The sequence below is a fragment of the Enterobacter sp. 2VL genome, from assembly GCF_005503595.1.
Taxonomy (GTDB): domain Bacteria; phylum Pseudomonadota; class Gammaproteobacteria; order Enterobacterales; family Enterobacteriaceae; genus Enterobacter; species Enterobacter cancerogenus.
Genome location: NZ_SCNE01000005.1, coordinates 281,665 through 305,207 on the forward strand (window position 1 = coordinate 281,665; position 23,543 = coordinate 305,207).

Here is a 23,543-nt window from a genome sequence, read left to right on the forward strand (position 1 = left end):
GACTTATTTCACCGGACGCATCGCCGGGAACAGGATCACGTCACGGATGGTGTGGCTGTTGGTGAACAGCATAACCATACGGTCGATACCAATACCCAGGCCCGCAGTAGGCGGCAGGCCGTGCTCCAGCGCGGTCACGTAGTCTTCATCGAAGAACATCGCTTCGTCATCACCGGCTGCTTTCGCATTTACCTGGTCCTGGAAGCGCTGCGCCTGATCTTCTGCATCGTTCAGCTCGCTAAAGCCGTTGCCGATTTCACGACCGCCGATGAAGAACTCAAAGCGATCGGTGATTTCCGGGTTCTCGTCATTACGACGCGCTAGCGGAGAAACTTCAGCCGGATACTCAGTGATGAAGGTTGGCTGAATCAGGTGCGCTTCGGCCACTTCTTCGAAGATCTCGGTCACGATACGGCCCAGACCCCAGCTCTTCTCAACCTTGATACCGATACTTTCGGCGATCGCTTTCGCCGAATCGAAGTTATCCAGATCGGCCATCTCGGTTTCCGGACGGTATTTCTTGATCGCTTCACGCATGGTCAGTTTTTCAAACGGCTTGCCGAAGTCGAAGACCTCTTCACCGTAAGGCACTTCCGTGGTGCCCAGAATATCCTGCGCCAGGGTACGGAACAGGGATTCGGTCAGCTCGATCAGGTCTTTGTAATCTGCATACGCCATATAGAGTTCCATCATGGTGAACTCTGGGTTATGACGCACGGAGATGCCTTCGTTACGGAAGTTACGGTTGATTTCGAACACGCGATCGAAACCACCCACCACCAGACGCTTCAGGTACAGTTCCGGCGCGATACGCAGGTACATGTCGAGGTCCAGGGCGTTATGATGAGTGATGAACGGACGTGCAGATGCGCCGCCAGGGATCACCTGCATCATCGGGGTTTCCACTTCCATAAAGTCGCGATTCACCATGAACTGGCGAATACCGGCCATGATCTGAGAGCGAATTTTGAAGGTCTTGCGGGATTCATCGTTAGAGATGAGATCCAGATAACGCTGACGGTAGCGCGCTTCCTGATCCTGCAGGCCGTGGAATTTATCCGGCAGCGGGCGCAGGGCTTTGGTCAGCAGACGCAGCTCGGTGCAGTGGATTGACAGCTCGCCGGTCTTGGTTTTGAACAGCTTGCCTTTCGCGCCGAGGATATCGCCGAGGTCCCACTTCTTGAACTGCTCGTTGTAGATGCCTTCCGGCAGATCGTCACGGGAAACGTACAGCTGAATACGGCCGCCCACGTCCTGCAGCGTCACGAAGGAGGCTTTACCCATAATACGGCGGGTCATCATACGGCCAGCAACGGCCACTTCGACGTTCAGCGCTTCCAGCTCTTCGTTCTCTTTCGCGTCGAAGTCAGCGTGCAGTTGGTCTGAGGTGTGGTCACGACGGAAATCGTTCGGGAACGGCACGCCCTGCTCGCGCAGTGCAGCCAGCTTCTCGCGGCGGGTTTTCAGTTCGTTGTTAAGATCGACTACCGCGTCAGCGCCCTGTGATTGTTGTTCAGACATGTTGGTTCCTCATAACCCTGCTTTCAAACTTGCTTCGATAAATTGGTCCAGGCTGCCGTCCAGCACCGCCTGCGTGTTACGGGTTTCAACCCCGGTACGCAGGTCTTTGATGCGGGAGTCATCAAGGACGTAAGAACGGATCTGGCTGCCCCAGCCGATGTCGGATTTGTTATCTTCCATCGCCTGCTTCTCAGCATTTTTCTTCTGCATTTCCAGTTCATAAAGCTTTGCTTTCATCTGCTTCATGGCCTGGTCTTTGTTCTTATGCTGGGAACGGTCGTTCTGGCACTGCGTCACCAGCCCGGTTGGAATGTGGGTAATACGCACCGCGGATTCCGTACGGTTAACGTGCTGACCACCCGCACCGGATGCGCGGTAAACGTCGATACGCAGGTCCGCCGGGTTGATTTCGATGTCGATATCGTCATTCACTTCCGGGTAGACGAACGCGGAGCTGAAGGAGGTATGGCGACGGCCGCCGGAGTCAAACGGACTCTTACGCACCAGGCGGTGTACGCCGGTTTCAGTACGCAGCCAGCCGTAAGCGTAATCGCCGATGATTTTAATGGTCACGGATTTCAGACCCGCAACTTCACCTTCGGACTCTTCGATGATTTCGGTTTTGAAGCCGCGCGCTTCCGCCCAACGCAGGTACATACGCGTCAGCATGCTGGCCCAGTCCTGCGCTTCGGTACCGCCGGAACCTGCCTGAATATCGAGATAGCAGTCTGCGCTATCGTACTCGCCGGAGAACATACGGCGGAATTCAAGCTGTGCCAGCTTCTCTTCCAGTACGTCGAGTTCTGCTACGGCTTCGTTAAAGGTCTCTTCGTCGTCGGCTTCGACGGCCAGCTCCAGCAGACCGGAAACATCTTCCAGACCCTGTGCCATTTGATCCAGCGTGTCTACGATGGCTTCGAGGGAGGAACGTTCTTTACCCAGCGCCTGCGCGCGTTCAGGTTCGTTCCAGACGTCCGGCTGTTCCAGCTCGGCGTTTACTTCTTCGAGACGCTCTTTCTTGGCATCGTAGTCAAAGATACCCCCTAAGAACGTCGGAGCGCTCCGTGAGGTCCTGAATGCGGTTTTTTACCGGATTAATTTCAAACATGGTCTGTTTTCTTTTATGAGCTTGTCAGAATGCGGTGATAAGAGCGGGATTGTACCGAATCCACGCCCTTTTTTGTAGCTTTACTGACGCTAAATTGGCCAGATATTGTCGATGATGATTTGCAGGGAGCGATTACCGCGAAACTCGTTAATATCGAGCTTATAGGCCAGTTCTACCTCACGCACGCCGTTGTCCGGCCAGACGGAGGTGTCCACGTTAAATGCAATCCCGTCCAGCAGCGGGCCGCCGCCCACAGGCTCAACCATCACCTTGAGGTGACGTTCGCCGACAATGCGCTGTTGCAGCAGACGGAAGCGGCCATCGAACAGCGGTTCAGGGAACATCTGCCCCCACGGACCAGCATCGCGCAGCATCTGCGCCGTTTCCATGGTCATGTCGGCTGCCGGGAGTTCACCGTCAGAGACCACTTCACCGTGCAGCAGCGCCGGATCGATCCACGCGGTCACCAGTTCGCCAAACAGCCGCTGAAACTCGTCAAACTTCGCCTCTTCCAGCGACAGGCCCGCCGCCATCGCGTGGCCGCCGAACTTAATCATCAGATTCGGATGAAGCGTGTGAAGACGCTCCAGCGCATCGCGCATGTGCAGCCCCTGAATCGAGCGGCCCGAGCCTTTCAGCGTGCCGTCTCCCGCAGGCGCAAAGGCGATCACCGGGCGGTGGAAGCGCTCTTTAATGCGTGACGCCAGAATACCGACAACGCCCTGGTGCCACTCGGGATGATACATTGCCAGCCCGCCCGGCAGCGTGTCGCCGCTGCGCTCCAGCTTTTCGCACAGGGTCAACGCTTCGGCCTGCATCCCCTGCTCAATCTCTTTGCGGGTCTGGTTCAGGGCATCCAGTTCGTTCGCCAGTACGCGCGCTTCGCCGATGTTGTCGCACAGCAGCAGCGCCACGCCGACGGACATATCGTCCAGCCGCCCCGCCGCGTTGAGACGAGGCCCAAGGGCAAAGCCGAGATCGCTGGCCGCCAGCTTGAGCGGATCGCGGTTAGAAATTTCCAGCAGCGCTTTGATCCCAGGACGGCACTTGCCCGCCCGGATGCGGCTTAAGCCCTGCCAGGTCAAAATGCGGTTGTTGGTGTCGAGCGGCACCACGTCCGCCACGGTACCGAGCGCCACCAGATCAAGATATTCCGCCAGGTTCGGCACGGCAATACCGCGCGATTCAAACCAGCCTTTATCGCGCAGCAGCGTGCGCAGCGCCAGCATCAGATAAAACGCCACGCCGACGCCTGCCAGAGATTTCGACGGGAAATCACAGTCGCGCAGGTTGGGGTTAATGATGGCTTCGGCATCCGGCAGGGTATCCCCCGGCAGGTGATGATCGGTGACCAGCACCGGGATCCCCAGCGCATGGGCACGATCGACGCCCGCATGGGAGGAGATCCCGTTATCCACGGTCATGATCATCTGCGCGCCGCGCGCGTGAGCCTGATCGACCACTTCCGGGCTGAGGCCGTAACCGTCTTCAAAACGGTTCGGCACCAGATACGCAACGTTATCGCAGCCCAGCGCGCGCAGGCTGAGAACGCTCAGCGCGGTGCTGGTTGCACCATCGGCGTCAAAGTCCCCTACCACCACAATCCGCGTCCCTTCACGGAACGCGTTGTAGAGCATCTCAGTCGCTTTTTCGACACCGCTGAGCTGCTGCCAGGGCAACATGCCCTTGACGCTGCGCTCAAGATCTTCTGCCGTCTTGACACCACGGCTGGCATACAGCCGCTTTAACAGCGGCGGAAGATCGGCGGGTAAACCTGTCGTGTCAGCCGCGTCGCGGCGGCGCAATGTTATCAGGGCTTTCACGCGGATTATTTACCACCAGTCTGTTTCTGGTGCGCGTCGAGGAATGCTTTCATCTCTTTTGGCCCCTGATAGCCCGGTACAACGTAGCCGTTACTCAGCACGATTGCCGGCGTACCGTTAACGCCAAACTGCACGCCAAGCGCGTAGTGATTAGCGATGTCGATATCACAGGTGGCAGGCTTAACGCCTTTACCGTTCATGGCATCATCAAACGCTTTGTTGCGGTCTTTCGCACACCAGATGGCCTTCATATCCTGCTCCGGCTGGCTCTGTACGCCAGCGCGCGGGAAGGCCAGATAGCGCACGGTGATCCCCAGGGCGTTGTAGTCTTTCATCTCTTCATGCAGCTTGTGGCAATAGCCACAGGTGATGTCGGTGAAGACGGTAATTACGTGTTTTTCCTGCGCGGCTTTATAGACAATCATCTCTTTTTCAAGCGCGTTCAGGTTTTTCATCAGCAGCTGGTTGGTCACGTTGATCGGCTGCGCGCCGCTTACGTCGTACATTGGGCCCTGGATGATGTGTTTACCGTCTTCGGTCACGTACAGCACGCCGCTGTTGGTCAATACCGTTTTCATCCCTGCAACCGGTGCAGGCTGAATGTCGCTGCTGGTCACGCCCAGTTTGGTCAGCGATTGTTTAATGGCGGCATCGTCAGCGTGGGCAAAACCGGTAAAAGAAGCTGCCAGCAAAGTGAACAGCGCGAAAGACTTTTTCATAGTTGATCCTGTTACAATTCGTCTGCACTCACGCACGAGGGTGGTGCTGTTGGTGTAGCTGCCGCAGGCGTTCCGTCGCGACATGGGTGTAAATTTGCGTCGTTGAAAGATCGCTGTGTCCTAACAGCATCTGCACCACGCGTAAATCCGCGCCGTGGTTTAACAGATGCGTCGCGAAGGCATGACGCAAAACGTGCGGCGACAGCTTTTCACTGTCGATACCTGCCAGTGTGGCGTAATGCTTGATGCGATGCCAGAACGTTTGTCGCGTCATCTGCTGCGCGCGCTGGCTCGGGAAGAGAACATCGATAGATACGCCGTTCAGAAGCCATGGCCGACCGTGTTCCAGATAGGTCTCCAGCCAGTACACCGCCTCTTCGCCCAGCGGCACCAGACGCTCTTTGTTACCTTTACCGATGACGCGCACCACGCCCTGACGCAGGCTGATATCGCTCATCGTTAGCCCAACAAGCTCAGAGACGCGCAGGCCGGTTGCATACAATAACTCAAGCATGGCTTTATCGCGTAACTCCAGCGGCAGGTCAACCGCGGGCGACTGTAATAATCTCTCAACTTGTGCTTCGCTGAGATCTTTAGGCAGCCTCTGCGGAAGCTTGGGTGATGCCAGCAGCGCGCTAGGATCGTCCGCGCGGATCTTCTCGCGGAAAAGATGCTGGAACAGGCGACGCATGGCGCTTAACAGACGCGCGGAGCTGGTGGCTTTGTAGCCTCCGTCCACGCGCTCGCCCAGCAGCGCCTGCAGATCGTCGTGTTGCACGGTCTCAAGTGAGAGTTTTCTGCGCGACAGCCATTCCACCAGCATGGTGAGGTCCCGTCGGTAGGCGCTGAGCGTATTTTCGGCCAGATTCTTCTCCAGCCACAGCGCATCAAGAAACTGTTCGACAAGTGCGAGATCCTTTTCCACATCGGCCCCTTTGATTCTGCAATCTTCCCATTATGCCTGATTGCCATCGGTTTCTGGTACACTACGCGCAATGTCATAGCAAGAATTGAGATAGTTACGCGATGAATATTGGTCTGTTTTACGGCTCCAGCACCTGCTACACCGAAATGGCGGCGGAAAAAATCCGCGACATCATTGGCCCGGAACTGGTAACGCTGCATAACCTGAAAGATGATGCCCCCGCGCTGATGGAGCAGTACGACGTGCTGATCCTCGGTATCCCGACCTGGGATTTCGGTGAGATCCAGGAAGACTGGGAAGCCATCTGGGACCAACTCGATACGCTTAATCTTGACGGCAAAATCATTGCGATGTACGGCATGGGCGACCAGTTGGGCTACGGCGAGTGGTTCCTGGACGCACTCGGAATGCTGCACGACAAGCTGGCACCAAAAGGGGCGAAATTTATCGGCTACTGGCCCACTGAAGGCTACGAGTTCACCAGTAAAAAGCCGATCGTCGCCGACGGCCAGCTCTTTGTCGGGCTCGCGCTGGATGAAACCAATCAGTACGATCTCAGCGACGAGCGCCTGCAAAACTGGTGCGAACAAATTTTGGGTGAAATGGCCGAGCAGTTCAGCTAGCGCGCCGTTAATCCTGCGTCGGCTGTTGCAACATCGTCCGGCGCAGATCCCGCCACTCGGCAGCGTCCATACTGTCAGCCGCCAGCCACAGGTGCTGCCGACGCTCTCCATCCACGCTTCGCAAGCGCAGCATCATGCCGGAATTGAGCATCCACGGCGTACCGATGATGTCCCACTCTTTTCCCTGCCAGCGCAGGCGGGAATCCATCAGCAGTTTGATCTCACCCTGACGGGCATTAATCCGGCGCTGGCTGCGCACGCTGTCAAACACTACAAATGACAGCAGCAGCAACCACAGAGGCGTGTAGCTAAGGGGCCACGGCATCAGTAGTACAAAGGCTGCGACCAGGCCGTGGAGCAATAAAGACATCCACTGCGAGCGCCATGAGACGCGAAGTTCAGATTGCCACAGGACCACGTTCCCGATTCCGTGTTTGAATTAATTGCACCATCCGTTGCAACTCGGTGTCGGCGGGTTTGCCGTGATTCATCAGCCAGTTGAATAAATCCGGATCGTCTGATTCGAGCAGGCGCACAAAGAGCCGCTTATCGTCGTCGCTCAGGGTGTCGTACTCATACTCAAAGAACGGCATGATGGAGATATCAAGTTCACGCATACCGCGACGGCACGCCCAGTGAATACGGGCCTTGTTGTTAATATCCATGTTCTGTTTCCTGCATTACATTTGGCACAGTCGGTATCCCATTACAGGTGCTTTATTTCTTTGTGGGAACACTCGCTAGTGTAACGTGTTTTTGACCGTTTCTTTACTGGAATATTACGACCTGGAAGCGGGCTGCCAGATTATCCCCCACTAAGACAACGGATTACATAATTTTGCGTGGCACTACGCAGAAGTCTTCGATGGCACGAATGGCCTGCTGAAAGCACTTGCAATGCCGACAGTCTCTTTTACCATTAGGCATTATCAAAGCGTTAAGCAATTCAGGACATCCTTATGGCATTTACACCATTTTCTCCTCGCCAGCCTGCCGCCTCCGCGCGTCTGCCGCTGACGCTTATTACTCTTGATGACTGGGCACTGGCGACGCTCACCGGTGCGGACAGCGAAAAATACCTGCAGGGTCAGGTGACGGCTGACGTCGCCCAGTTGACCGAGCATCAGCATTTGCTGGCGGCGCACTGCGATCCTAAAGGCAAGATGTGGAGCAACCTGCGTCTGTTCCGTCGTCAGGACGGTTTTGCCTTTATCGAACGCCGTAGCCTGCGCGATGCCCAACTGGCCGAACTGAAAAAGTACGCGGTCTTTTCCAAAGTCACCATCGCCCCGGATGATGAACATGTTCTGCTGGGCGTGGCGGGTTTCCAGGCGCGCGCCGCGCTGAAAAACCTGTTTGCCGCGCTTCCGGATGCTGACAAACCGCTGGTCAGCGAAGGCGTTACCTCCCTGCTGTGGTTTGAACATCCGGCCGAACGTTTTCTGCTGGTGACCGACGAGGCAACGGCTGAACGCGTTACCGAGGCCCTGCGCGGTGAAGCGCAGTTCAACAATAGCCAGCAGTGGCTGGCGCTGAATATCGAAGCGGGTCTGCCGGTAATCGACGCTGCAAACAGCGCCCAGTTTATTCCGCAGGCGACTAACCTGCAGGCGCTGGGGGGCATCAGCTTTAAGAAAGGCTGTTATACCGGCCAGGAAATGGTGGCTCGCGCTAAATTCCGTGGGGCGAACAAGCGCGCGCTGTGGACCCTGGCGGGACATGCCGGACGCGTTCCACAAGCAGGTGAAGATATTGAGCTGAAGATGGGTGATAACTGGCGCCGTACCGGCACCGTATTAGCCGCCGTACAGCTGGACGACGGCCGCGTGCTGGTTCAGGTAGTCATGAATAACGATATGGAAGCCGACAGCGTATTCCGCGTGCGGGATGATGCCAATACCCTGAGCATCGAGCCGCTGCCGTATTCGCTGGAAGAGTGATGCTGTATCGCCCGGTGGCGCTGTGCTTACCGGGCCTGTGGTTTTGGTGTTCTCCCTCTCCCTGTGGGTGAGGGCAACCGCCCGGACGGTGTAAAAAACTACACCTGCCCGACATACAAATAGATCGCCAGGAAGTGGCACACGCTGCCGCCAAGCACAAACCCATGCCAGATTGCGTGGTTGTACGGAATACGCTTGCAGACGTAGAAAATCACACCCAGCGAGTAGACCACGCCGCCCACGGCCAGAAGCGTCACGCCCCCTACCGCCAGCTTGATCGCCAGCTGATACACCACAATCAGCGACAGCCAGCCCATCGTCAGATAGGTCACCAGCGACAGCACTTTAAACCGGTGCGCGATGGTCAGCTTGAACAGGATCCCCAGCAGCGCCAGGCTCCAGATAACAATCATCAGCCCGCGCGACAGCGGCGAGTTTAAGCCCACCAGCAGGAAAGGCGTGTACGTCCCTGCGATAAGCAGATAGATCGCGCAGTGGTCAAATTTCTTGAGCCAGGTTTTAGCGCGCTGATGCGGAACGGCGTGATACAGCGTCGAGGCCAGAAACAGCAGGATCATACTCCCGCCATACAGGCTGTAGCTGGTAATCGCCATCGCGCTGGCGTTGGTATCGACTGCCTGCACCAGCAGCAATATCAGTCCGACTATGCCAAACACCAGCCCGATGCCGTGGCTAATGCTGTTGGCTACTTCCTCAGCCAGTGAATATCCCTGTGCAATTGATGGTTTGCTCACCATAGGTAACTCCGGGAAAACGAAAGATGATTATTCATCGTGTAACCATGCTAACTGAGAATTTTTCCAGTGAACACCTGTTAGCTAAAAAAAATGCACATTCCAGATTTATCTTTTAAAATCAGCGCAATGACAGATAATTTCACCTAACAGGTGTTCTATTTATCGGTAAGCTATTGATAATCAATACCATAAAAGTGCATGTCCTCTCAGGGCTGCATGGTATGATTCTCATAAGATGTCTGAATATGAGTTTTGCCATTGTGAGCATGTTTACCCACTCCGCCATAGCCAGCCTCAATAATCTTGAGATGATGGTCTACAACTATGTCATCAAAAATCGTGACAAAGTGATGTACATGACCATCCGTGAACTGGCGGATGCAGCTGGCGTATCCACGACCACCATCCTGCGTTTTTGCCGCAAGCTTAACTGTGAAGGCTACTCGGAATTCCGCGTGCGCTTTAAGCTCTATCTGGAGCAGAACGAACCGCAGCAGGCCAATTTCGGTGCCAGTGAAATCATCAGTTTCTTTAAGAGCGTAAATAACGAAGAATTCGACACCCTGTTAGATAATGCCGTGGATATTATTCTGTCATCCGAGCGTATTATATTTGTCGGAGCAGGTACCTCTGGCTCGCTGGCTAAATATGGTGCTCGCTTCTTTTCTAATATTGGCAAATTCAGCAACCATATTGACGATCCTTATTTTCCGGTCACTAACGATATGGCAAAAAATGCCCTGGCAATCGTTCTGTCCGTTTCCGGCGAAACCGAGGAGATCCTCCGCTTTGCCAGCCAGTTCAGCCTGCACCGCTGCAAAGTGCTCTCCATCACCAGCCACGAACACTCCCGGCTGGCAAAGCTTGCCGACTTTAACCTTTCATGGCATGTGCCCCAGACGCGCATCGGCGGCGTGTACGATATCACCACGCAAATTCCGGTCATCTATATTCTGGAGTCACTCGGGCGCAAACTGGCGAAGAAATTAACGTAATAAAACACCCTGTTTTTTCGCTGTGACAAATCACATTTTGCTGAAATTGTTATATCGTGACATTTAATTTCGCTTTGCTAGACTCGAATTCAGTTGTCATTTATTGAGAATAGCATCGATGAAAAAATTGACCTTACCGAAAGACTTTTTATGGGGCGGCGCGGTTGCCGCTCACCAGGTTGAAGGCGGCTGGAACAAAGGCGGCAAAGGGCCGAGCATTTGTGACGTTCTGACCGGGGGTGCCCACGGCGTCCCGCGCGAAATCACTCAGGACGTGGTGGAAGGAAAATACTATCCAAACCATGAAGCCATCGACTTCCACGGCCACTACAAAGAAGACATCAAACTGTTCGCCGAGATGGGCTTCAAATGTTTCCGCACCTCCATTGCCTGGACGCGCATCTTCCCGAAAGGGGATGAAACCCAGCCGAATGAAGAGGGGCTGAAGTTCTACGATGACATGTTCGATGAACTGCTGAAATACAACATCGAGCCGGTGATCACCCTCTCCCACTTTGAAATGCCGCTGCATCTGGTGCAGGAATACGGCGGCTGGACCAACCGTAAAGTGGTCGACTTCTTTGTACGCTTCGCCGAAGTGGTGTTTGAGCGCTACAAAAATAAGGTCAAATACTGGATGACCTTCAACGAGATCAATAACCAGCGCAACTGGCGCGCGCCGCTGTTCGGCTACTGCTGCTCCGGCGTGGTCTATACCGAGCATGATAATCCGGAAGAGACCATGTACCAGGTGCTGCACCACCAGTTCGTGGCCAGCGCGCTGGCGGTGAAGGCAGCGCGACGTATTAACCCGGAAATGAAAGTCGGCTGCATGCTGGCGATGGTGGCGCTTTACCCGTTCTCATGCAAACCAGAGGACGTGATGTTTGCCCAGGAATCCATGCGCGAGCGCTATGTCTTTACCGACGTCCAGCTGCGTGGCTATTACCCGTCTTACGTGCTCAACGAGTGGGAGCGCCGCGGGTTCTCCATCAACATGGAAGCCGGCGACGAGCAGATCCTGCGCGAAGGCACCTGTGACTACTTAGGTTTCAGCTACTACATGACCAACGCGGTGAAAGCGGAAGGCGGCACGGGCGATGCCATCTCAGGTTTTGAAGGCAGCGTACCGAACCCGCACGTCAAGGCGTCTGACTGGGGCTGGCAGATTGACCCGGTGGGCCTGCGCTACTCCCTGTGCGAGCTGTATGAGCGCTACCAGAAGCCGCTGTTTATCGTGGAAAACGGCTTCGGCGCGTACGACAAGGTGGAAGAGGACGGCAGCATTAACGATGATTACCGTATCGACTACCTGCGCGCGCACGTTGAAGAGATGATGAAGGCGGTCACTTACGACGGCGTCGACCTGATGGGTTACACCCCGTGGGGTTGCATCGACTGCGTCTCCTTCACCACCGGCCAGTACAGCAAACGCTACGGCTTTATCTACGTGAACAAGCACGACGACGGCACCGGCGATATGTCCCGTTCGCGTAAGAAGAGTTTTGAATGGTACAAAACCGTGATCGCCAGCAACGGCGAGCAACTTTAACGCCGTAACGCCGGGCGGCGCTACGCTTGCACCGGCCTACAAACCTGCGAATCGTAGGCCGGGTAAGGCGAAGCCGCCACCCGGCGTTTATTTCCCGCCCGCCAGTTCAATAAAACTGCCCGTCACGTACGACGCCTTCTCGCTGAGCAGCCAGACAATCGCCTGCGCCACCTCTTCCGGCTGGCCGCCGCGCTGCATCGGCAGCATGGACTTGACCCGATCCACGCGTCCCGGCTCGCCGCCCGAGGCGTGAATATCGGTATAAATCAGGCCAGGGCGTACGCAGTTGACGCGAATGCCCTGTGCCGCCACCTCGAGCGATAAACCGGTAGTCAGCGAATCCACTGCCCCTTTGGAGGCCGCGTAATCCACATATTCACCCGGCGCGCCCAGACGCGAAGCTGCGGATGAAACATTCACTATCGCCCCGCCTTTGCCGCCATGTTTAAACGACATGCGTTTTACCGCTTCGCGACAGCAGAGAAAGTAGCCCGTCACGTTGGTGGCGAGCACGCGGTTGATGCGCTCGGCCGACAGGTTTTCGATGGTCGATTGTTCAAACAGTATGCCGGCGTTATTCACCAGCGCCATAAGCGGTTCGCCTTCGCGATCGATGCTGTCATACATGGCCAGCACCTGCGCTTCATCGCTGATGTCGGCGCGCACGGCAAAAGCTTTGCCGCCCGCCTCAACAATCTGATTGACCACGTCCGTCGCGGCCTTGATGTTGTGGTGAAAGTTCACCGCCACGGTGTAGCCCTCGCTTGCCAGCTGCAGCGCGGTGGCTTTACCAATCCCGCGGCTGGCGCCGGTAACCAATGCAATTGCCATTGTCTTCTCCCAATAAAAAAGCCGGGTGGCGGCTTCGCCTTACCCGGCCTACGTTACTACAGCAACAGAATTACTGGTATTCGCTCATCGGCACGCAGGAGCAGAACAGGTTACGGTCGCCGTAGACATCATCAAGACGCTTCACGGTCGGCCAGTATTTGTTTGCCACGCCCGCCGGGAAGACCGCCAGCTCGCGGGAGTAACCGTGGGTCCACTCCGCCACCAGCTCGTGCTGGGTATGCGGCGCGTTGACCAGCGGGTTGTCGTCGAGCGTCCACTCGCCGTCCTGCACGCGATCGATCTCCATGCGGATGGCCAGCATCGCGTCGATGAAGCGGTCCAGCTCGGCTTTGCTTTCCGACTCCGTTGGCTCCACCATCAGCGTGCCTGCCACCGGGAAGGACATGGTTGGGGCGTGGAAACCGTAGTCGATCAGGCGTTTAGCGATATCCAGCTCGCTGATGCCCGTCGCGTCTTTCAGCGGACGAATATCAAGGATGCACTCGTGCGCCACGCGGCCATCACGGCCGGTATAGAGCACCGGGAAGGCAGATTTCAGGCGCGTGGCAATGTAGTTGGCGTTGAGGATCGCCACCTGGCTTGCCTGCTTCAGCCCTTCCGCGCCCATCATGCGGATATACATCCAGCTGATAGGCAGGATAGAGGCGCTGCCAAACGGTGCCGCAGAGACCGCGCCCTGTCGGGTCAGCATCCCTTCAATCTGCACCACGCTGTGGCCCGGCACAAACGGTGCCAGGTGCGCCTTCACGCCGATCGGTCCCATACCCGGGCCGCCACCGCCGTGCGGAATGCAGAAGGTTTTGTGCAGGTTCAGGTGCGACACGTCCGCGCCGATAAAGCCCGGCGAGGTAATGCCCACCTGGGCGTTCATGTTCGCGCCGTCGAGGTAAACCTGGCCACCGAACTGATGCACCACTTCGCACACCTCGCGGATGGTCTCTTCATACACGCCGTGGGTCGACGGGTAGGTCACCATGATGCAGGAAAGTTTCTCGCCCGCCTGCTCGGCTTTCGCCCGCAGGTCGGCGAGATCGATGTTGCCGTTTTTGTCACAGGCGACCACCACCACGTCCATACCTGCCATCTGAGCAGATGCCGGGTTGGTGCCGTGCGCGGAGCTTGGGATCAGGCAGATATCGCGATGCCCTTCGTTGCGGCTTTCATGATAATGGCGAATCGCCAGCAGACCCGCGTATTCCCCCTGCGCGCCGGAGTTAGGCTGCATGCACAGCGCGTCGTAGCCGGTCAGCTTCACCAGCCAGTCGGAGAGCTGGTTGATCATCAGGTGATAGCCTTCCGCCTGCTCAGCCGGGCAGAACGGGTGCAGTTCAGAGAACTCAGGCCAGGTGATAGGGATCATCTCGGCCGCGGCGTTCAGCTTCATGGTGCACGAGCCCAGCGGGATCATCGCCTGGTTCAGCGCCAGATCTTTGCGCTCCAGAGAGTGCATATAGCGCATCATCTCGGTTTCGCTGTGATAACGGTTGAACACAGGATGCGTCAGGATAGCATCATTGCGCAGCATGCTCTCCTGAATGGAGCGGCTGTCGTGCGCGACGTCTTTGTCCAGCGCGTCGATGTCCAGGCCGTGCGCATCGCCCAGCAGTACGTTAAACAGGTTAACGATATCGTCACGGGTGGTAGTTTCATCCAGCGTAATGCCGACCGCGTTGTGGATGTCGCTGCGCAGGTTGATTTCTGCAGCATCGGCACGCGCCAGCACCGCTGCTTTATCGGCGACGTCAACGCACAGGGTGTCGAAATAGTGCGCGTGGCGCAGCGTCAGGCCCTTCTGCTGCAGGCCGCAGGCCAGAATGTCGGCCAGACGGTGAATGCGGCTGGCAATGCGTTTCAGCCCAGCCGGGCCGTGGAAGACGGCATACAGGCTGGCGATGTTGGCCAGCAGCACCTGTGAAGTACAGATGTTGGAGTTCGCTTTCTCGCGGCGAATGTGCTGCTCGCGAGTCTGCATCGCCATGCGCAGGGCGGTGTTACCAGCGGCGTCTTTCGACACGCCGATAATGCGGCCAGGCATGGAGCGTTTGAATTCATCTTTTGCAGCGAAGAAGGCTGCGTGCGGGCCGCCGTAGCCCATCGGCACGCCGAAGCGCTGGGCAGAGCCAAAGACAATGTCTGCGCCCTGTTTGCCAGGCGCAGTCAACAGCACCAGCGCCATAAAATCAGCCGCGACGCTGACAATCACTTTGCGGGATTTCAGCTCGGCGATCAGCGCGCTGTAGTCATGCACTTCCCCGGTGGTGCCTACCTGCTGGAGCAGCACGCCAAAGACGTCCTGGTGATCCAGCACTTTATCGGCATCGTCGACAATCACGTCAAAACCGAAGGTTTCCGCACGGGTGCGCACCACGTCCAGCGTCTGCGGATGGACGTCTGCCGCCACGAAGAAGCGGTTGGCATTCTTCAGCTTGCTCACGCGTTTTGCCATTGCCATCGCTTCGGCTGCGGCAGTGGCTTCATCCAGCAGAGAAGCGGAGGCAATGTCCAGTCCGGTCAGGTCCAGAGTTACCTGCTGGAAGTTCAGCAGCGCTTCCAGACGGCCCTGAGACACTTCCGGCTGATACGGGGTATAAGCGGTGTACCAGCCCGGGTTTTCCAGCATGTTGCGCAGGATAACCGGCGGTAACTGCACGTTGGTGTAGCCCATGCCAATATAAGACTTATAGCGCTTGTTGAGGCCGGCAATCGCCTTCAGCTCCGCCAGCGCGGCGAACTCCGTCGTGGACTCCCCCACCTGAGGCGGCGTGGCAAGCTGGATGTCTTTCGGCACGATCTGGCCGATCAGTGCGTTTAATGAATCCGCGCCAACCGTATTCAGCATCTCCTGCTGTTGCTGAGCGTCCGGCCCAATGTGACGTTCAATGAAAGCGCCACGGTTTTCAAGCTGGCTTAAAGTCTGTGTCATGAGCGATGGTTCCTGAAACGTGCAGTGAATGTGTATTCTCCCTCTCCCTCAGGGAGAGGGTTAGGGTGAGGGGAAAATGGATACCCTCACCCCGGCCCTCTCCCAAAGGGAGAGGGAGAAAAACGGTTATTCGTCTTCCAGTAATGCTTCGTACGCGGTGGCATCCAGCAGCGCGGCTACCTGCGCTTCATCGCTGGCTTTGATCTTAAAGATCCAGCCGCCTTCATACGGCTCGCTGTTCACCAGCTCCGGCGAATCGCTCAGCGCGTCGTTCACGGCGACGATTTCACCGCTTACCGGGGCATAAATATCAGAGGCCGCTTTAACGGACTCCGCCACGGCGCAGTCGTCGCCTGCGCTCACGGTGGTGCCTACGTCGGGCAGATCAACAAACACCATATCGCCCAGCAGCTCTTGCGCATGCTCGGTGATCCCTACGGTGTAAGTGCCGTCCGCCTCTTTGCGCAGCCACTCGTGTTCTTTGCTGTATTTCAGTTCTGCTGGCACATTGCTCATAAAATTTCTCCTGATAAAAAGCGTTAAGCGACCGGCTTACCGGCGCGAACAAAAATCGGTTTGGTCACGTTGACCGGCATCTCGCGGTTGCGGATCTGCACCACCGCCGTGTTGCCAATGCCCGCCGGGACGCGCGCCAGGGCAATACTGTAGCCAAGCGTCGGGGAAAAAGACCCGCTGGTGATCACCCCCTCGCGGTGATTGCCGTCGGCATCGGTGAAGCGTACCGGCAGCTCGCCGCGCAGCACGCCCTTCTCGGTCATCACCAGGCCAACCAGCTGGTCGGTGCCCTTCTCGCGCTGCATCTCCAGCGCTTCACGGCCAATAAAGTCGCGGTCAGCCGGTTCCCAGGCAATGGTCCAGCCCATGTTAGCCGCCAGCGGCGACACGCCTTCGTCCATCTCCTGACCGTAGAGGTTCATACCGGCTTCCAGACGCAGCGTATCGCGCGCGCCCAGGCCCGCAGGCTTCACGCCCGCCTCTACCAGCGCTTGCCAGAACCCTGCGGCTTTCTCATTCGGCATCGCAATTTCATAACCCGCTTCACCGGTATAGCCGGTGGTCGCGATGAACAGATCGCCCGCCTGCACGCCGAAGAACGGCTTCATGCCTTCGGTAGCGTGGCGCTGTTCATCGGTAAACAGCGTGGCGGCTTTCGCCTGCGCGTTCGGCCCCTGCACGGCGATCAGCGACAGATCGTCACGCACGGTGATGTCGATGGCGTAAGGTTCGGCGTGTTGGGAAATCCAGGAGAGGTCTTTTTCGCGGGTGGCGGAGTTTACAACGAGGCGGAAGAAATCTTCGGAGAAGTAATAGACGATTAGGTCATCAATCACGCCGCCGGAGGCATTAAGCATGCCGGTATAAAGCGCTTTGCCCGGCGTTTTTAGCTTCGCGACGTCGTTTGCCAGCAGATAACGCAAAAACTCCCGGGTGCGGCTGCCGCGCAGGTCGACAATGGTCATGTGGGATACGTCGAACATCCCGGCATCCGTGCGCACCGCGTGGTGCTCATCAATCTGCGAGCCGTAGTGCAGCGGCATCATCCAGCCATGGAAATCCACCATGCGTGCGCCGCATAACACGTGTTGTTCGTACAAAGGAGTCTGTTGAGCCATCTTTTCCTCGTTGAATAAGCAGGGCTGTCTTGCGTTTCACAGGCAACAACATTGCCACGAAACCCGGCGCCGACCTCCGTTTCAGACGCCGACGCAAACGTTCTCTTTTACCTGAACTTACCACCGAAACCGGCGGTTAACCATAAGGTAAAACGGGTCATCACATTAGCTTATGACCAAAAAACGCTAAAAAGCCTACAGAGTTATTCACTGGGAAAATGCGATTAAACCCGCATAAAATTAACAATGATCTAACAGCATTTAGCAGATGGTGATATTTCGTGCGGAAAAGCGGGCCGATTTTCCGTTCCGAAAAAAACGTAAGATTAGATTATCTAATGCGAAAAACCGCGTGAAATTAGATTATTTCAAACGAGACGATTTTCCCGGCGTCAGCGCCGGGAAAATAAAGTGTGACGGGGATCAAAATGAGTGTTTAGCGAAGCCAGTGAGGGAGATCGTTAAGGCCCATCGCCTGACGAAGAAGCTGAGGCTTAACGCCGGGAAGCGTGTCGGCGAGTTTCAGGCCAATGTCGCGCAGCATTTTTTTCGCCGGGTTCGCCCCGGCAAACAGCTCGCGGAAGCCCTGCATTCCCGCCAGCATCATGGCCGCGCTGTGCTTGCGGCTGCGCTCGTAGCGACGCAGATACATATGCTGACCAATATCCTTGCCTTCGCGGTGCAGACGGCGCAACTCTTCAACCAGCTCGGCCGCATCCATAAAGCCCAGGTTGACCCCCTGGCCGGCCAGCGGGTGAATGGTATGCGCTGCATCGCCAACCAGCGCCAGACGGTGCGCGGCAAACTGGCGGGCGTAACGGCCCGTGAGTGGGAAGACCTGACGCTCGCTTTCAAGCGTGCACAGTCCAAGGCGGTTATCAAACGCGATGCACAGCGCCTGGTTAAAGGCATCGGGCGTCGCATCCTGCATCTGCTGGGCTTTTTCAGGCACCAGGGACCAGACAATCGAGCAGAGATGCGGATCGCTGAGCGGCAGGAAGGCCAGTATGCCGTCGTTATGGAAAATCTGACGCGCTACGCCGCCGTGCGGCTCGGTGGTGCGGATCGTGGCCACTAACGCATGGTGGTGATAATCCCAGTACGTCAGCGGAATGTCAGCTTTATTGCGCAGCCAGGAGTTGGCGCCGTCGGCCCCGACCATCAGACGCGCGGTCAGCATATCGCCGTTTTGCAGGGTGATAAACGCTTCGTTTTCACCCCACGCCACCTGCTGAAGCTGTGCGGGTGCAATCAGCGTAACGTCGCTACAGGCCTGCGCCTTTTGCCACAGCGCGTGGTGAACCACCGCGTTTTCGATGATATGGCCGAGATGGCTATAGCCCAGGCTTTCATCATCGAAAGTGATGTGACCAAAGCTGTCTTTGTCCCACACTTCCATACCGTGATAACAGCTGGCTCGCTGGGCCACAATATCTGACCAGACGCCAAGATGAGTCAGCAACTTCTCGCTCGCCGCATTAATGGCCGAGACGCGGAGTTCCGGGGGCGCATCCTGCGCGACGGGCTGAGGCTGATTTTGCTCAAGCACGGCCACACGCAGGCCGCTGCCCTGCAGTCCACAGGCCAGAGACAGTCCAACCATTCCGCCGCCAACGATAGCGACATCAACATTTTGCACGGTGATAACTCCTTAACGCGCGACCCAACCAAGAGTCCGCTGCGCCAGCACGTCGCGTGCCGGAATGAACAATTCCATCGCCATCAGCCCGAGGTTACGACCCGCAACCAGCGGCCCCCAGCGATTAGCAAACAGGTGTACCAGGCCATCGGTGACGCCAATGGTCGCCTCTTTATCGGCCCGGCGGCGGTTTTGGTAATGGCTCAACACGGCATAGCCGCCGACGTCTTTTTGCTCAGACCATGCCTGCGCCAGCGATTCCGCCAGGCTCATGACGTCGCGCAGCCCCAGGTTGAAGCCCTGCCCCGCAATCGGATGCAGCGTCTGCGCGGCGTTGCCGACCAGCGCCACGCGATGCGAAATACATTGTGATGCGGTGGTTAACGATAGCGGATAAACCGCACGTTTGCCTGCATGCGTGATGCGTCCGAGTCGCCAGCCAAAGGCTTTTTGCAGCTCGTTGCAGAAACGGTCGTCTGTCCAGCCGAGCACCTCGTCCGCCTTCTCCTGCGGATGGCACCACACCAGCGAGCAGCGCCCGTGCGACATCGGCAGCATCGCCAGCGGTCCGTGCAGCGTGAAGCGCTCGAACGCTCTGCCGTTGTGCGCACCCGCCGTGGAGACATTGGCAATCACGCCGACCTGCCCGTACGGCTCCTGCTGCCATTGCACGCCAAACCGGGTGGCAATGGCGGAGCGTGAACCGTCCGCCGCCACCAGCACCTGGCCTTCAAGCGTGGTACCGTTCTCTAACGTCACGCTGACCGCCTCTTCACTGCGGCTCACGTTCGCCACGCGGGCCGGGCAGTGCAAGGTTACGCCCGGCGCGTCCTGCAACAGACGGAACAGCCGCAGCCCGACGTCGTGCAGTTCGACAACCTGGCCCAGAGCATCAATGCGGTAATCATGGGCATCCAGGGTTACAAACCCGGCGTGTCCGCGGTCGCTAACGTGAACGGTCTTGATCGCTGTAGCACACTCGGCGATAGCCTGCCAGATGCCAATGCGTGACAGCTGCTGACACGTCCCCTGCGCCAGCGCAATGGCTCGCGAATCAAACCCGGGGTGGTTCGTCGTCTGCGGCGCCACGGCCTCGACCAGATGCACCGGCAGCTGGCCCTGGGTCAAATGCGAAATGGCCAGCGCCAGCGTGGCGCCATTCATGCCTCCGCCAACGATAATCACGCTCATCCGCGTGCCGCCGCCATCAGCGCCTCGATGTCGTCGGCATTTTTCACGACGCTCGCGGTCAGGTTTTCGTTGCCGGTTTCGGTGATGACGATGTCATCTTCTATACGAATGCCGATCCCACGGTATGCGTCTGGCACATCGGCATCCGGCGCGATATACAGCCCCGGCTCGACGGTTAACACCATACCCGGCTCCAGCACGCGTGAACGATCCGGGCCGTATGCGCCGACATCATGAACGTCCAGCCCCAGCCAGTGGCTCAGGCCGTGCATAAAGTACGGACGATGGGCATTTTCGGTAATCAGTGTGTCCACGTCGCCTTTCAGGATGCCCAGCTTCACCAGGCCGGTAATCATGATGCGAACCACTTCCCCGGTGACCTCCTGAATAGAGGTCCCCGGACGGAACAGCGTCAGGGCGGTATTCAGTGATTCGAGCACGATATCGTAGATTTCGCGCTGCGCGGGCGAGAATTTGCCGTTCACCGGGAAGGTGCGTGTAATGTCTCCGGCATAGCCGAGGTATTCACACCCGGCGTCGATCAGCACCAGTTCACCGTCGCGCAGTTCGCTTTCGTTTTCGGTGTAGTGCAGGATGCAGCCGTTTTCGCCGCCGCCCACGATGGTGTTATAGGACGGGAAGCGCGCGCCGTGACGGTTAAATTCGTGGTGAATTTCACCTTCGAGCTGATATTCAAACATCCCCGGACGGCATTTTTCCATCGCGCGGGTGTGCGCCAGCGCGCTGATTTCGCCGGCCCGACGCATCACGTTCAGCTCTTCTTCTGACTTAAACAGGCGCATCTCGTGCACCACCGGACGCCAGTCCGTCAGCGTGGCGGGCGCGGACAGGTTCTGACGCGCGCCCTTACGCAGCTTGTCCAGCGCGGTGAAGACGATCTCATCGGCGTAGGCGTATTCGCCCTGAGCATGGTAGAGCACGTCCAGACCGTTCAGCAGCTGGTAAAGCTGCTGGTTGATTTCGCTGAACGCCAGCGCACGGTCAACGCCCAGCTTCGCAGGCGCAGCCTCCTGGCCGAGGCGGCGACCAAACCAGACTTCTGCGGTCAGATCGCGCACGCGGTTAAAAATGACGCTGTGGTTGTGGGTGTCATTGCTTTTGATCAGCACCAGTACCGCTTCCGGCTCGTTAAACCCGGTGAAGTACCAGAAATCGCTGCTCTGGCGATAGGGGTATTCACTGTCGGCGCTGCGCGTCACTTCGGGCGCGGCAAAAATCAGCGCGGCGCTGCCCGGCTGCATGTTTGCCAGCAGCGCCTGACGACGGCGAGAATACTCTTGAGTAGACATAACCATGACACCCTCCTGTGCGTTGTTTTTCTTAATGTAAGGTTGGCTTGCGCACTTCCGGCGCGGTGGGCTGCGAGCGCGTGAAGTTGTCGTGGCACAGCAGTGACGCTACGCGAACGTATTCAATGATCTCTTCGAGGGACATCTCCAGCTCTTCCTGATCTTCGTCTTCTTCGTAGCCCAGCTGCGCGATATTACGCAGATCGTCGATGGCCTCACCCGCTTCGCCGGTCACTTTATCCAGTTTAGGTTGGGTGACGCCCAGCCCCAACAGATAGTGGTTGACCCAGCCCGCGAGCGCATCGGCGCGATCGAACACGCTGACATCGTCGCCTTCAGGCAGATAAAGCTGAAAAAGGAAGCCATCGTCTTCCAGTGAATCGCTGGTTGCCGCGTGCATTTTACGCAGCGCTTCCGCCAGCTCATGACCAAAGGCCAGCCCTTCGTTCGTCAGGTCGTGGATCAGCGGCTGCCATGAGCTGTCGCTGTTTCCGCCGCACAGTATGCCACTGATCAGACCGTGCATTTCGGCAGGGGTTAAACCGACTCCCTGCTGGTTCAGTAACTGGTTTAAATCCTTGTAACCAGGCATTTCGTTCTGTATAGACATACGCATTCGTCATCAAAGGGAGGATATTCATGATATGCTACCACTTTGGACCCTGGTGATACCAGAAAAGGGCTTGTATCTTCACATCAGGGTAGCTATAGTGTCGCCCCTTCGCAGCCCCCGGGGCAGTAAGCGAAGGCAGCGCAGTCAATCAGCAGGAAGGTGGCATGTCTGCACAACCCGTCGATCTCCAGATTTTTGGCCGTTCACTGCGAGTGAATTGTCCACCTGAACAAAGGGATGCCCTGAATCAGGCTGCGGACGATTTGAATCAGCGGTTGCAAGATCTCAAAGAACGCACTAGAGTCACAAATACTGAGCAGCTGGTCTTCATCGCCGCGTTGAACATCAGCTATGAACTGACTCAGGAAAAAACGAAGACCCGCGACTACGCGGCAAGCATGGAGCAGCGCATTAAAATGCTCCAGCAGACCATTGAACAGGCGTTGCTTGATCAGGGTCGCAATCCCGAAAGACCGGGACCAAAGTTTGAATAACACTTCTCAGTTGACTATGGTAGAGTAACTGTGAAGACAAAATTTCTCTGAGATGTTCGCAAGCGGGCCAGTCCCCTGAGCCGATATTTCATACCACAAGAATGTGGCGCTCCATGGTTGGTGAGCATGCTCGGTTCGTCCGAGAAGCCTTAAAACTATGACGACACATTCACCTTGAACCAAGGGTTCAAGGGTTACAGCCTGCGGCGGCATCTCGGAGATTCCCTCTCTCTTCTCTACCGACTACCATGACACAATTCCCTGAAGTACCCGCGTCTCGCCAGGCTATTCGTCAGCTTATCCGTCAACGTCGTCGTGCGTTAACCCCCGAACAGCAAGCGCTTTTTGCCCAGCAGGCCGCCGCGCGTATGATGGCGTATCCTCCTGTTGTGATGGCGCGTACGGTCGCGCTGTTTCTCTCTTTTGATGGTGAACTGGATACCCAACCGCTTATCGACCAGCTCTGGCGCGCCGGAAAGAAGGTGTACCTGCCTGTGCTACACCCGCTCAGCAAGGGCAACCTGCTGTTTTTGCACTACCATCCGCGCAGCGAACTGGTGGTGAATCGTCTGAAAATTACCGAACCCAAACTCGACGTCCGCGATGTGCTGCCGCTGGCAGGTCTGGACGTGCTGATCACGCCGCTGGTGGCGTTTGATGAGCAGGGTCAGCGCCTGGGTATGGGCGGGGGATTTTATGACAGAACGCTGCAAAACTGGCAGCAGCATGGCTTTCAGCCGGTAGGGTATGCGCACGATTGTCAGGCTGTAGAGGCCTTGCCGGTAGAGAAATGGGATATCCCGTTGCCTGCGGTGGTGACGCCCGGCAAAACCTGGACCTGGTAGAATAAAGCCGGGTGGCGCTCACGCTTACCCGGCCTACATAACTCCCCGGACCTTCCAGGTCGGGTAAGCGTAAGCGCC

22 protein-coding genes and 1 other RNA gene are annotated in these 23,543 nt (G+C 57.1%); 7 read left to right on the forward strand and 16 right to left on the reverse strand.

The genetic code is table 11. The features are described from left to right. Nucleotides 1-3: 3 nt before the first annotated feature. The 5 genes from lysS to xerD all read right to left on the reverse strand — a co-directional run bounded on the left by lysS (nucleotide 4) and on the right by xerD (nucleotide 6,096). Nucleotides 4-1,521 carry a lysine--tRNA ligase gene (gene lysS / locus FFS28_RS14525; RefSeq protein ID WP_006178365.1) on the reverse strand — a complete coding sequence of 506 codons (1,518 nt, stop codon included), beginning with the start codon at nucleotides 1,519-1,521 and terminating at the stop codon, nucleotides 4-6. 9 nt (nucleotides 1,522-1,530) lie between these two features. Continuing rightward, nucleotides 1,531-2,629 (reverse strand): peptide chain release factor 2 gene (prfB, locus tag FFS28_RS14530; protein ID WP_101737028.1). Its coding sequence is split into 2 segments (ribosomal slippage): nucleotides 1,531-2,553 and nucleotides 2,555-2,629, totalling 1,098 coding nucleotides; the frame shifts between segments, so codons are not numbered across the junction. A gap of 89 nt (nucleotides 2,630-2,718) precedes the next feature. Next, the gene (recJ, locus tag FFS28_RS14535; protein ID WP_137849900.1) at nucleotides 2,719-4,452 is read right to left on the reverse strand and encodes a single-stranded-DNA-specific exonuclease RecJ; all 1,734 of its coding nucleotides are present in this window, start codon (nucleotides 4,450-4,452) and stop codon (nucleotides 2,719-2,721) included. Nucleotides 4,453-4,457: 5 nt separating this feature from the next. Next, nucleotides 4,458-5,171 carry a bifunctional protein-disulfide isomerase/oxidoreductase DsbC gene (gene dsbC, locus FFS28_RS14540; RefSeq protein WP_137849901.1) on the reverse strand — a complete coding sequence of 238 codons (714 nt, stop codon included), beginning with the start codon at nucleotides 5,169-5,171 and terminating at the stop codon, nucleotides 4,458-4,460. A gap of 28 nt (nucleotides 5,172-5,199) precedes the next feature. Further along, nucleotides 5,200-6,096: a site-specific tyrosine recombinase XerD gene (xerD, locus tag FFS28_RS14545; RefSeq protein WP_006178372.1), complete on the reverse strand. Its 897-nt coding sequence runs from the start codon at nucleotides 6,094-6,096 to the stop codon at nucleotides 5,200-5,202. Nucleotides 6,097-6,197: 101 nt separating this feature from the next. Here xerD and fldB point away from each other — a divergent pair, with 101 nt between their 5' ends. Next, entirely contained in the window at nucleotides 6,198-6,719 is a 522-nt protein-coding gene (gene fldB, locus FFS28_RS14550) for a flavodoxin FldB (RefSeq protein WP_006178373.1), read from the forward strand. Nucleotides 6,720-6,726: 7 nt separating this feature from the next. Here fldB and FFS28_RS14555 read toward each other — a convergent pair whose 3' ends face one another. Beyond that, nucleotides 6,727-7,137: a protein YgfX gene (locus FFS28_RS14555; RefSeq protein ID WP_058608592.1), complete on the reverse strand. Its 411-nt coding sequence runs from the start codon at nucleotides 7,135-7,137 to the stop codon at nucleotides 6,727-6,729. Then, a complete protein-coding gene (sdhE, locus tag FFS28_RS14560) occupies nucleotides 7,118-7,384 on the reverse strand; it encodes an FAD assembly factor SdhE (protein ID WP_006178375.1) in 267 nt (88 codons plus the stop codon). Before sdhE ends, FFS28_RS14555 begins: the two co-directional genes overlap by 20 nt. Nucleotides 7,385-7,678: 294 nt before the next feature. Here sdhE and ygfZ point away from each other — a divergent pair, with 294 nt between their 5' ends. Beyond that, nucleotides 7,679-8,659, forward strand: a complete 981-nt coding sequence (gene ygfZ / locus FFS28_RS14565) for a tRNA-modifying protein YgfZ (protein WP_058608593.1) — start codon at nucleotides 7,679-7,681, stop codon at nucleotides 8,657-8,659. A 98-nt stretch (nucleotides 8,660-8,757) separates the two neighbouring features. On the opposite strand, the gene trhA is transcribed toward ygfZ, so the two are convergent. After that, complete coding sequence (gene trhA, locus FFS28_RS14570; protein WP_137849902.1) at nucleotides 8,758-9,417, reverse strand: PAQR family membrane homeostasis protein TrhA; 660 nt, start codon at nucleotides 9,415-9,417, stop codon at nucleotides 8,758-8,760. 266 nt (nucleotides 9,418-9,683) lie between these two features. On the opposite strand from trhA, the gene FFS28_RS14575 reads away from it, so the two are divergent. Together FFS28_RS14575 and FFS28_RS14580 are read left to right on the forward strand one after the other, a co-directional pair. Then, on the forward strand, nucleotides 9,684-10,412 hold the full coding sequence (locus tag FFS28_RS14575; RefSeq protein WP_137849929.1) for a MurR/RpiR family transcriptional regulator: 729 nt from the start codon (nucleotides 9,684-9,686) through the stop codon (nucleotides 10,410-10,412). Between the two features lie 118 nt (nucleotides 10,413-10,530). Then, nucleotides 10,531-11,964 carry a 6-phospho-beta-glucosidase gene (locus FFS28_RS14580; protein ID WP_058608594.1) on the forward strand — a complete coding sequence of 478 codons (1,434 nt, stop codon included), beginning with the start codon at nucleotides 10,531-10,533 and terminating at the stop codon, nucleotides 11,962-11,964. A gap of 87 nt (nucleotides 11,965-12,051) precedes the next feature. Here the strand turns inward: FFS28_RS14580 and FFS28_RS14585 are convergent, their stop codons facing one another. From FFS28_RS14585 to FFS28_RS14620, 8 genes are all read right to left on the reverse strand, one after another. After that, entirely contained in the window at nucleotides 12,052-12,795 is a 744-nt protein-coding gene (locus tag FFS28_RS14585; RefSeq protein WP_006178381.1) for an SDR family oxidoreductase, read from the reverse strand. Nucleotides 12,796-12,865: 70 nt separating this feature from the next. Beyond that, nucleotides 12,866-15,739, reverse strand: a complete 2,874-nt coding sequence (gene gcvP / locus FFS28_RS14590; protein WP_137272728.1) for an aminomethyl-transferring glycine dehydrogenase — start codon at nucleotides 15,737-15,739, stop codon at nucleotides 12,866-12,868. Nucleotides 15,740-15,865: 126 nt separating this feature from the next. Then, nucleotides 15,866-16,255 (reverse strand): glycine cleavage system protein GcvH, encoded by a 390-nt coding sequence (gcvH, locus tag FFS28_RS14595; protein WP_006178383.1) that lies wholly within the window; start codon nucleotides 16,253-16,255, stop codon nucleotides 15,866-15,868. Between the two features lie 23 nt (nucleotides 16,256-16,278). Further along, complete coding sequence (gcvT, locus tag FFS28_RS14600) at nucleotides 16,279-17,373, reverse strand: glycine cleavage system aminomethyltransferase GcvT (protein WP_088208583.1); 1,095 nt, start codon at nucleotides 17,371-17,373, stop codon at nucleotides 16,279-16,281. Between the two features lie 436 nt (nucleotides 17,374-17,809). Then, complete coding sequence (gene ubiI / locus FFS28_RS14605) at nucleotides 17,810-19,012, reverse strand: FAD-dependent 2-octaprenylphenol hydroxylase (protein ID WP_137849903.1); 1,203 nt, start codon at nucleotides 19,010-19,012, stop codon at nucleotides 17,810-17,812. A gap of 12 nt (nucleotides 19,013-19,024) precedes the next feature. Beyond that, nucleotides 19,025-20,203, reverse strand: coding sequence for a 2-octaprenyl-6-methoxyphenyl hydroxylase (gene ubiH / locus FFS28_RS14610; RefSeq protein WP_137849904.1), 1,179 nt, complete (start codon nucleotides 20,201-20,203; stop codon nucleotides 19,025-19,027). Then, nucleotides 20,200-21,513 (reverse strand): Xaa-Pro aminopeptidase, encoded by a 1,314-nt coding sequence (gene pepP, locus FFS28_RS14615; protein ID WP_137272805.1) that lies wholly within the window; start codon nucleotides 21,511-21,513, stop codon nucleotides 20,200-20,202. Before pepP ends, ubiH begins: the two co-directional genes overlap by 4 nt. Nucleotides 21,514-21,544: 31 nt before the next feature. Then, a complete protein-coding gene (locus FFS28_RS14620; protein ID WP_072208719.1) occupies nucleotides 21,545-22,123 on the reverse strand; it encodes a YecA/YgfB family protein in 579 nt (192 codons plus the stop codon). Nucleotides 22,124-22,290: 167 nt separating this feature from the next. Between FFS28_RS14620 and zapA the strand changes: the two genes are divergently transcribed. The 3 genes from zapA to FFS28_RS14635 all read left to right on the forward strand — a co-directional run bounded on the left by zapA (nucleotide 22,291) and on the right by FFS28_RS14635 (nucleotide 23,465). Next, on the forward strand, nucleotides 22,291-22,620 hold the full coding sequence (zapA, locus tag FFS28_RS14625; protein ID WP_006178390.1) for a cell division protein ZapA: 330 nt from the start codon (nucleotides 22,291-22,293) through the stop codon (nucleotides 22,618-22,620). A gap of 41 nt (nucleotides 22,621-22,661) precedes the next feature. Next, nucleotides 22,662-22,845, forward strand: a non-coding RNA gene (ssrS, locus tag FFS28_RS14630) — 6S RNA. A gap of 23 nt (nucleotides 22,846-22,868) precedes the next feature. Next, the gene (locus FFS28_RS14635) at nucleotides 22,869-23,465 is read left to right on the forward strand and encodes a 5-formyltetrahydrofolate cyclo-ligase (protein ID WP_137849905.1); all 597 of its coding nucleotides are present in this window, start codon (nucleotides 22,869-22,871) and stop codon (nucleotides 23,463-23,465) included. Nucleotides 23,466-23,543: the final 78 nt, after the last annotated feature.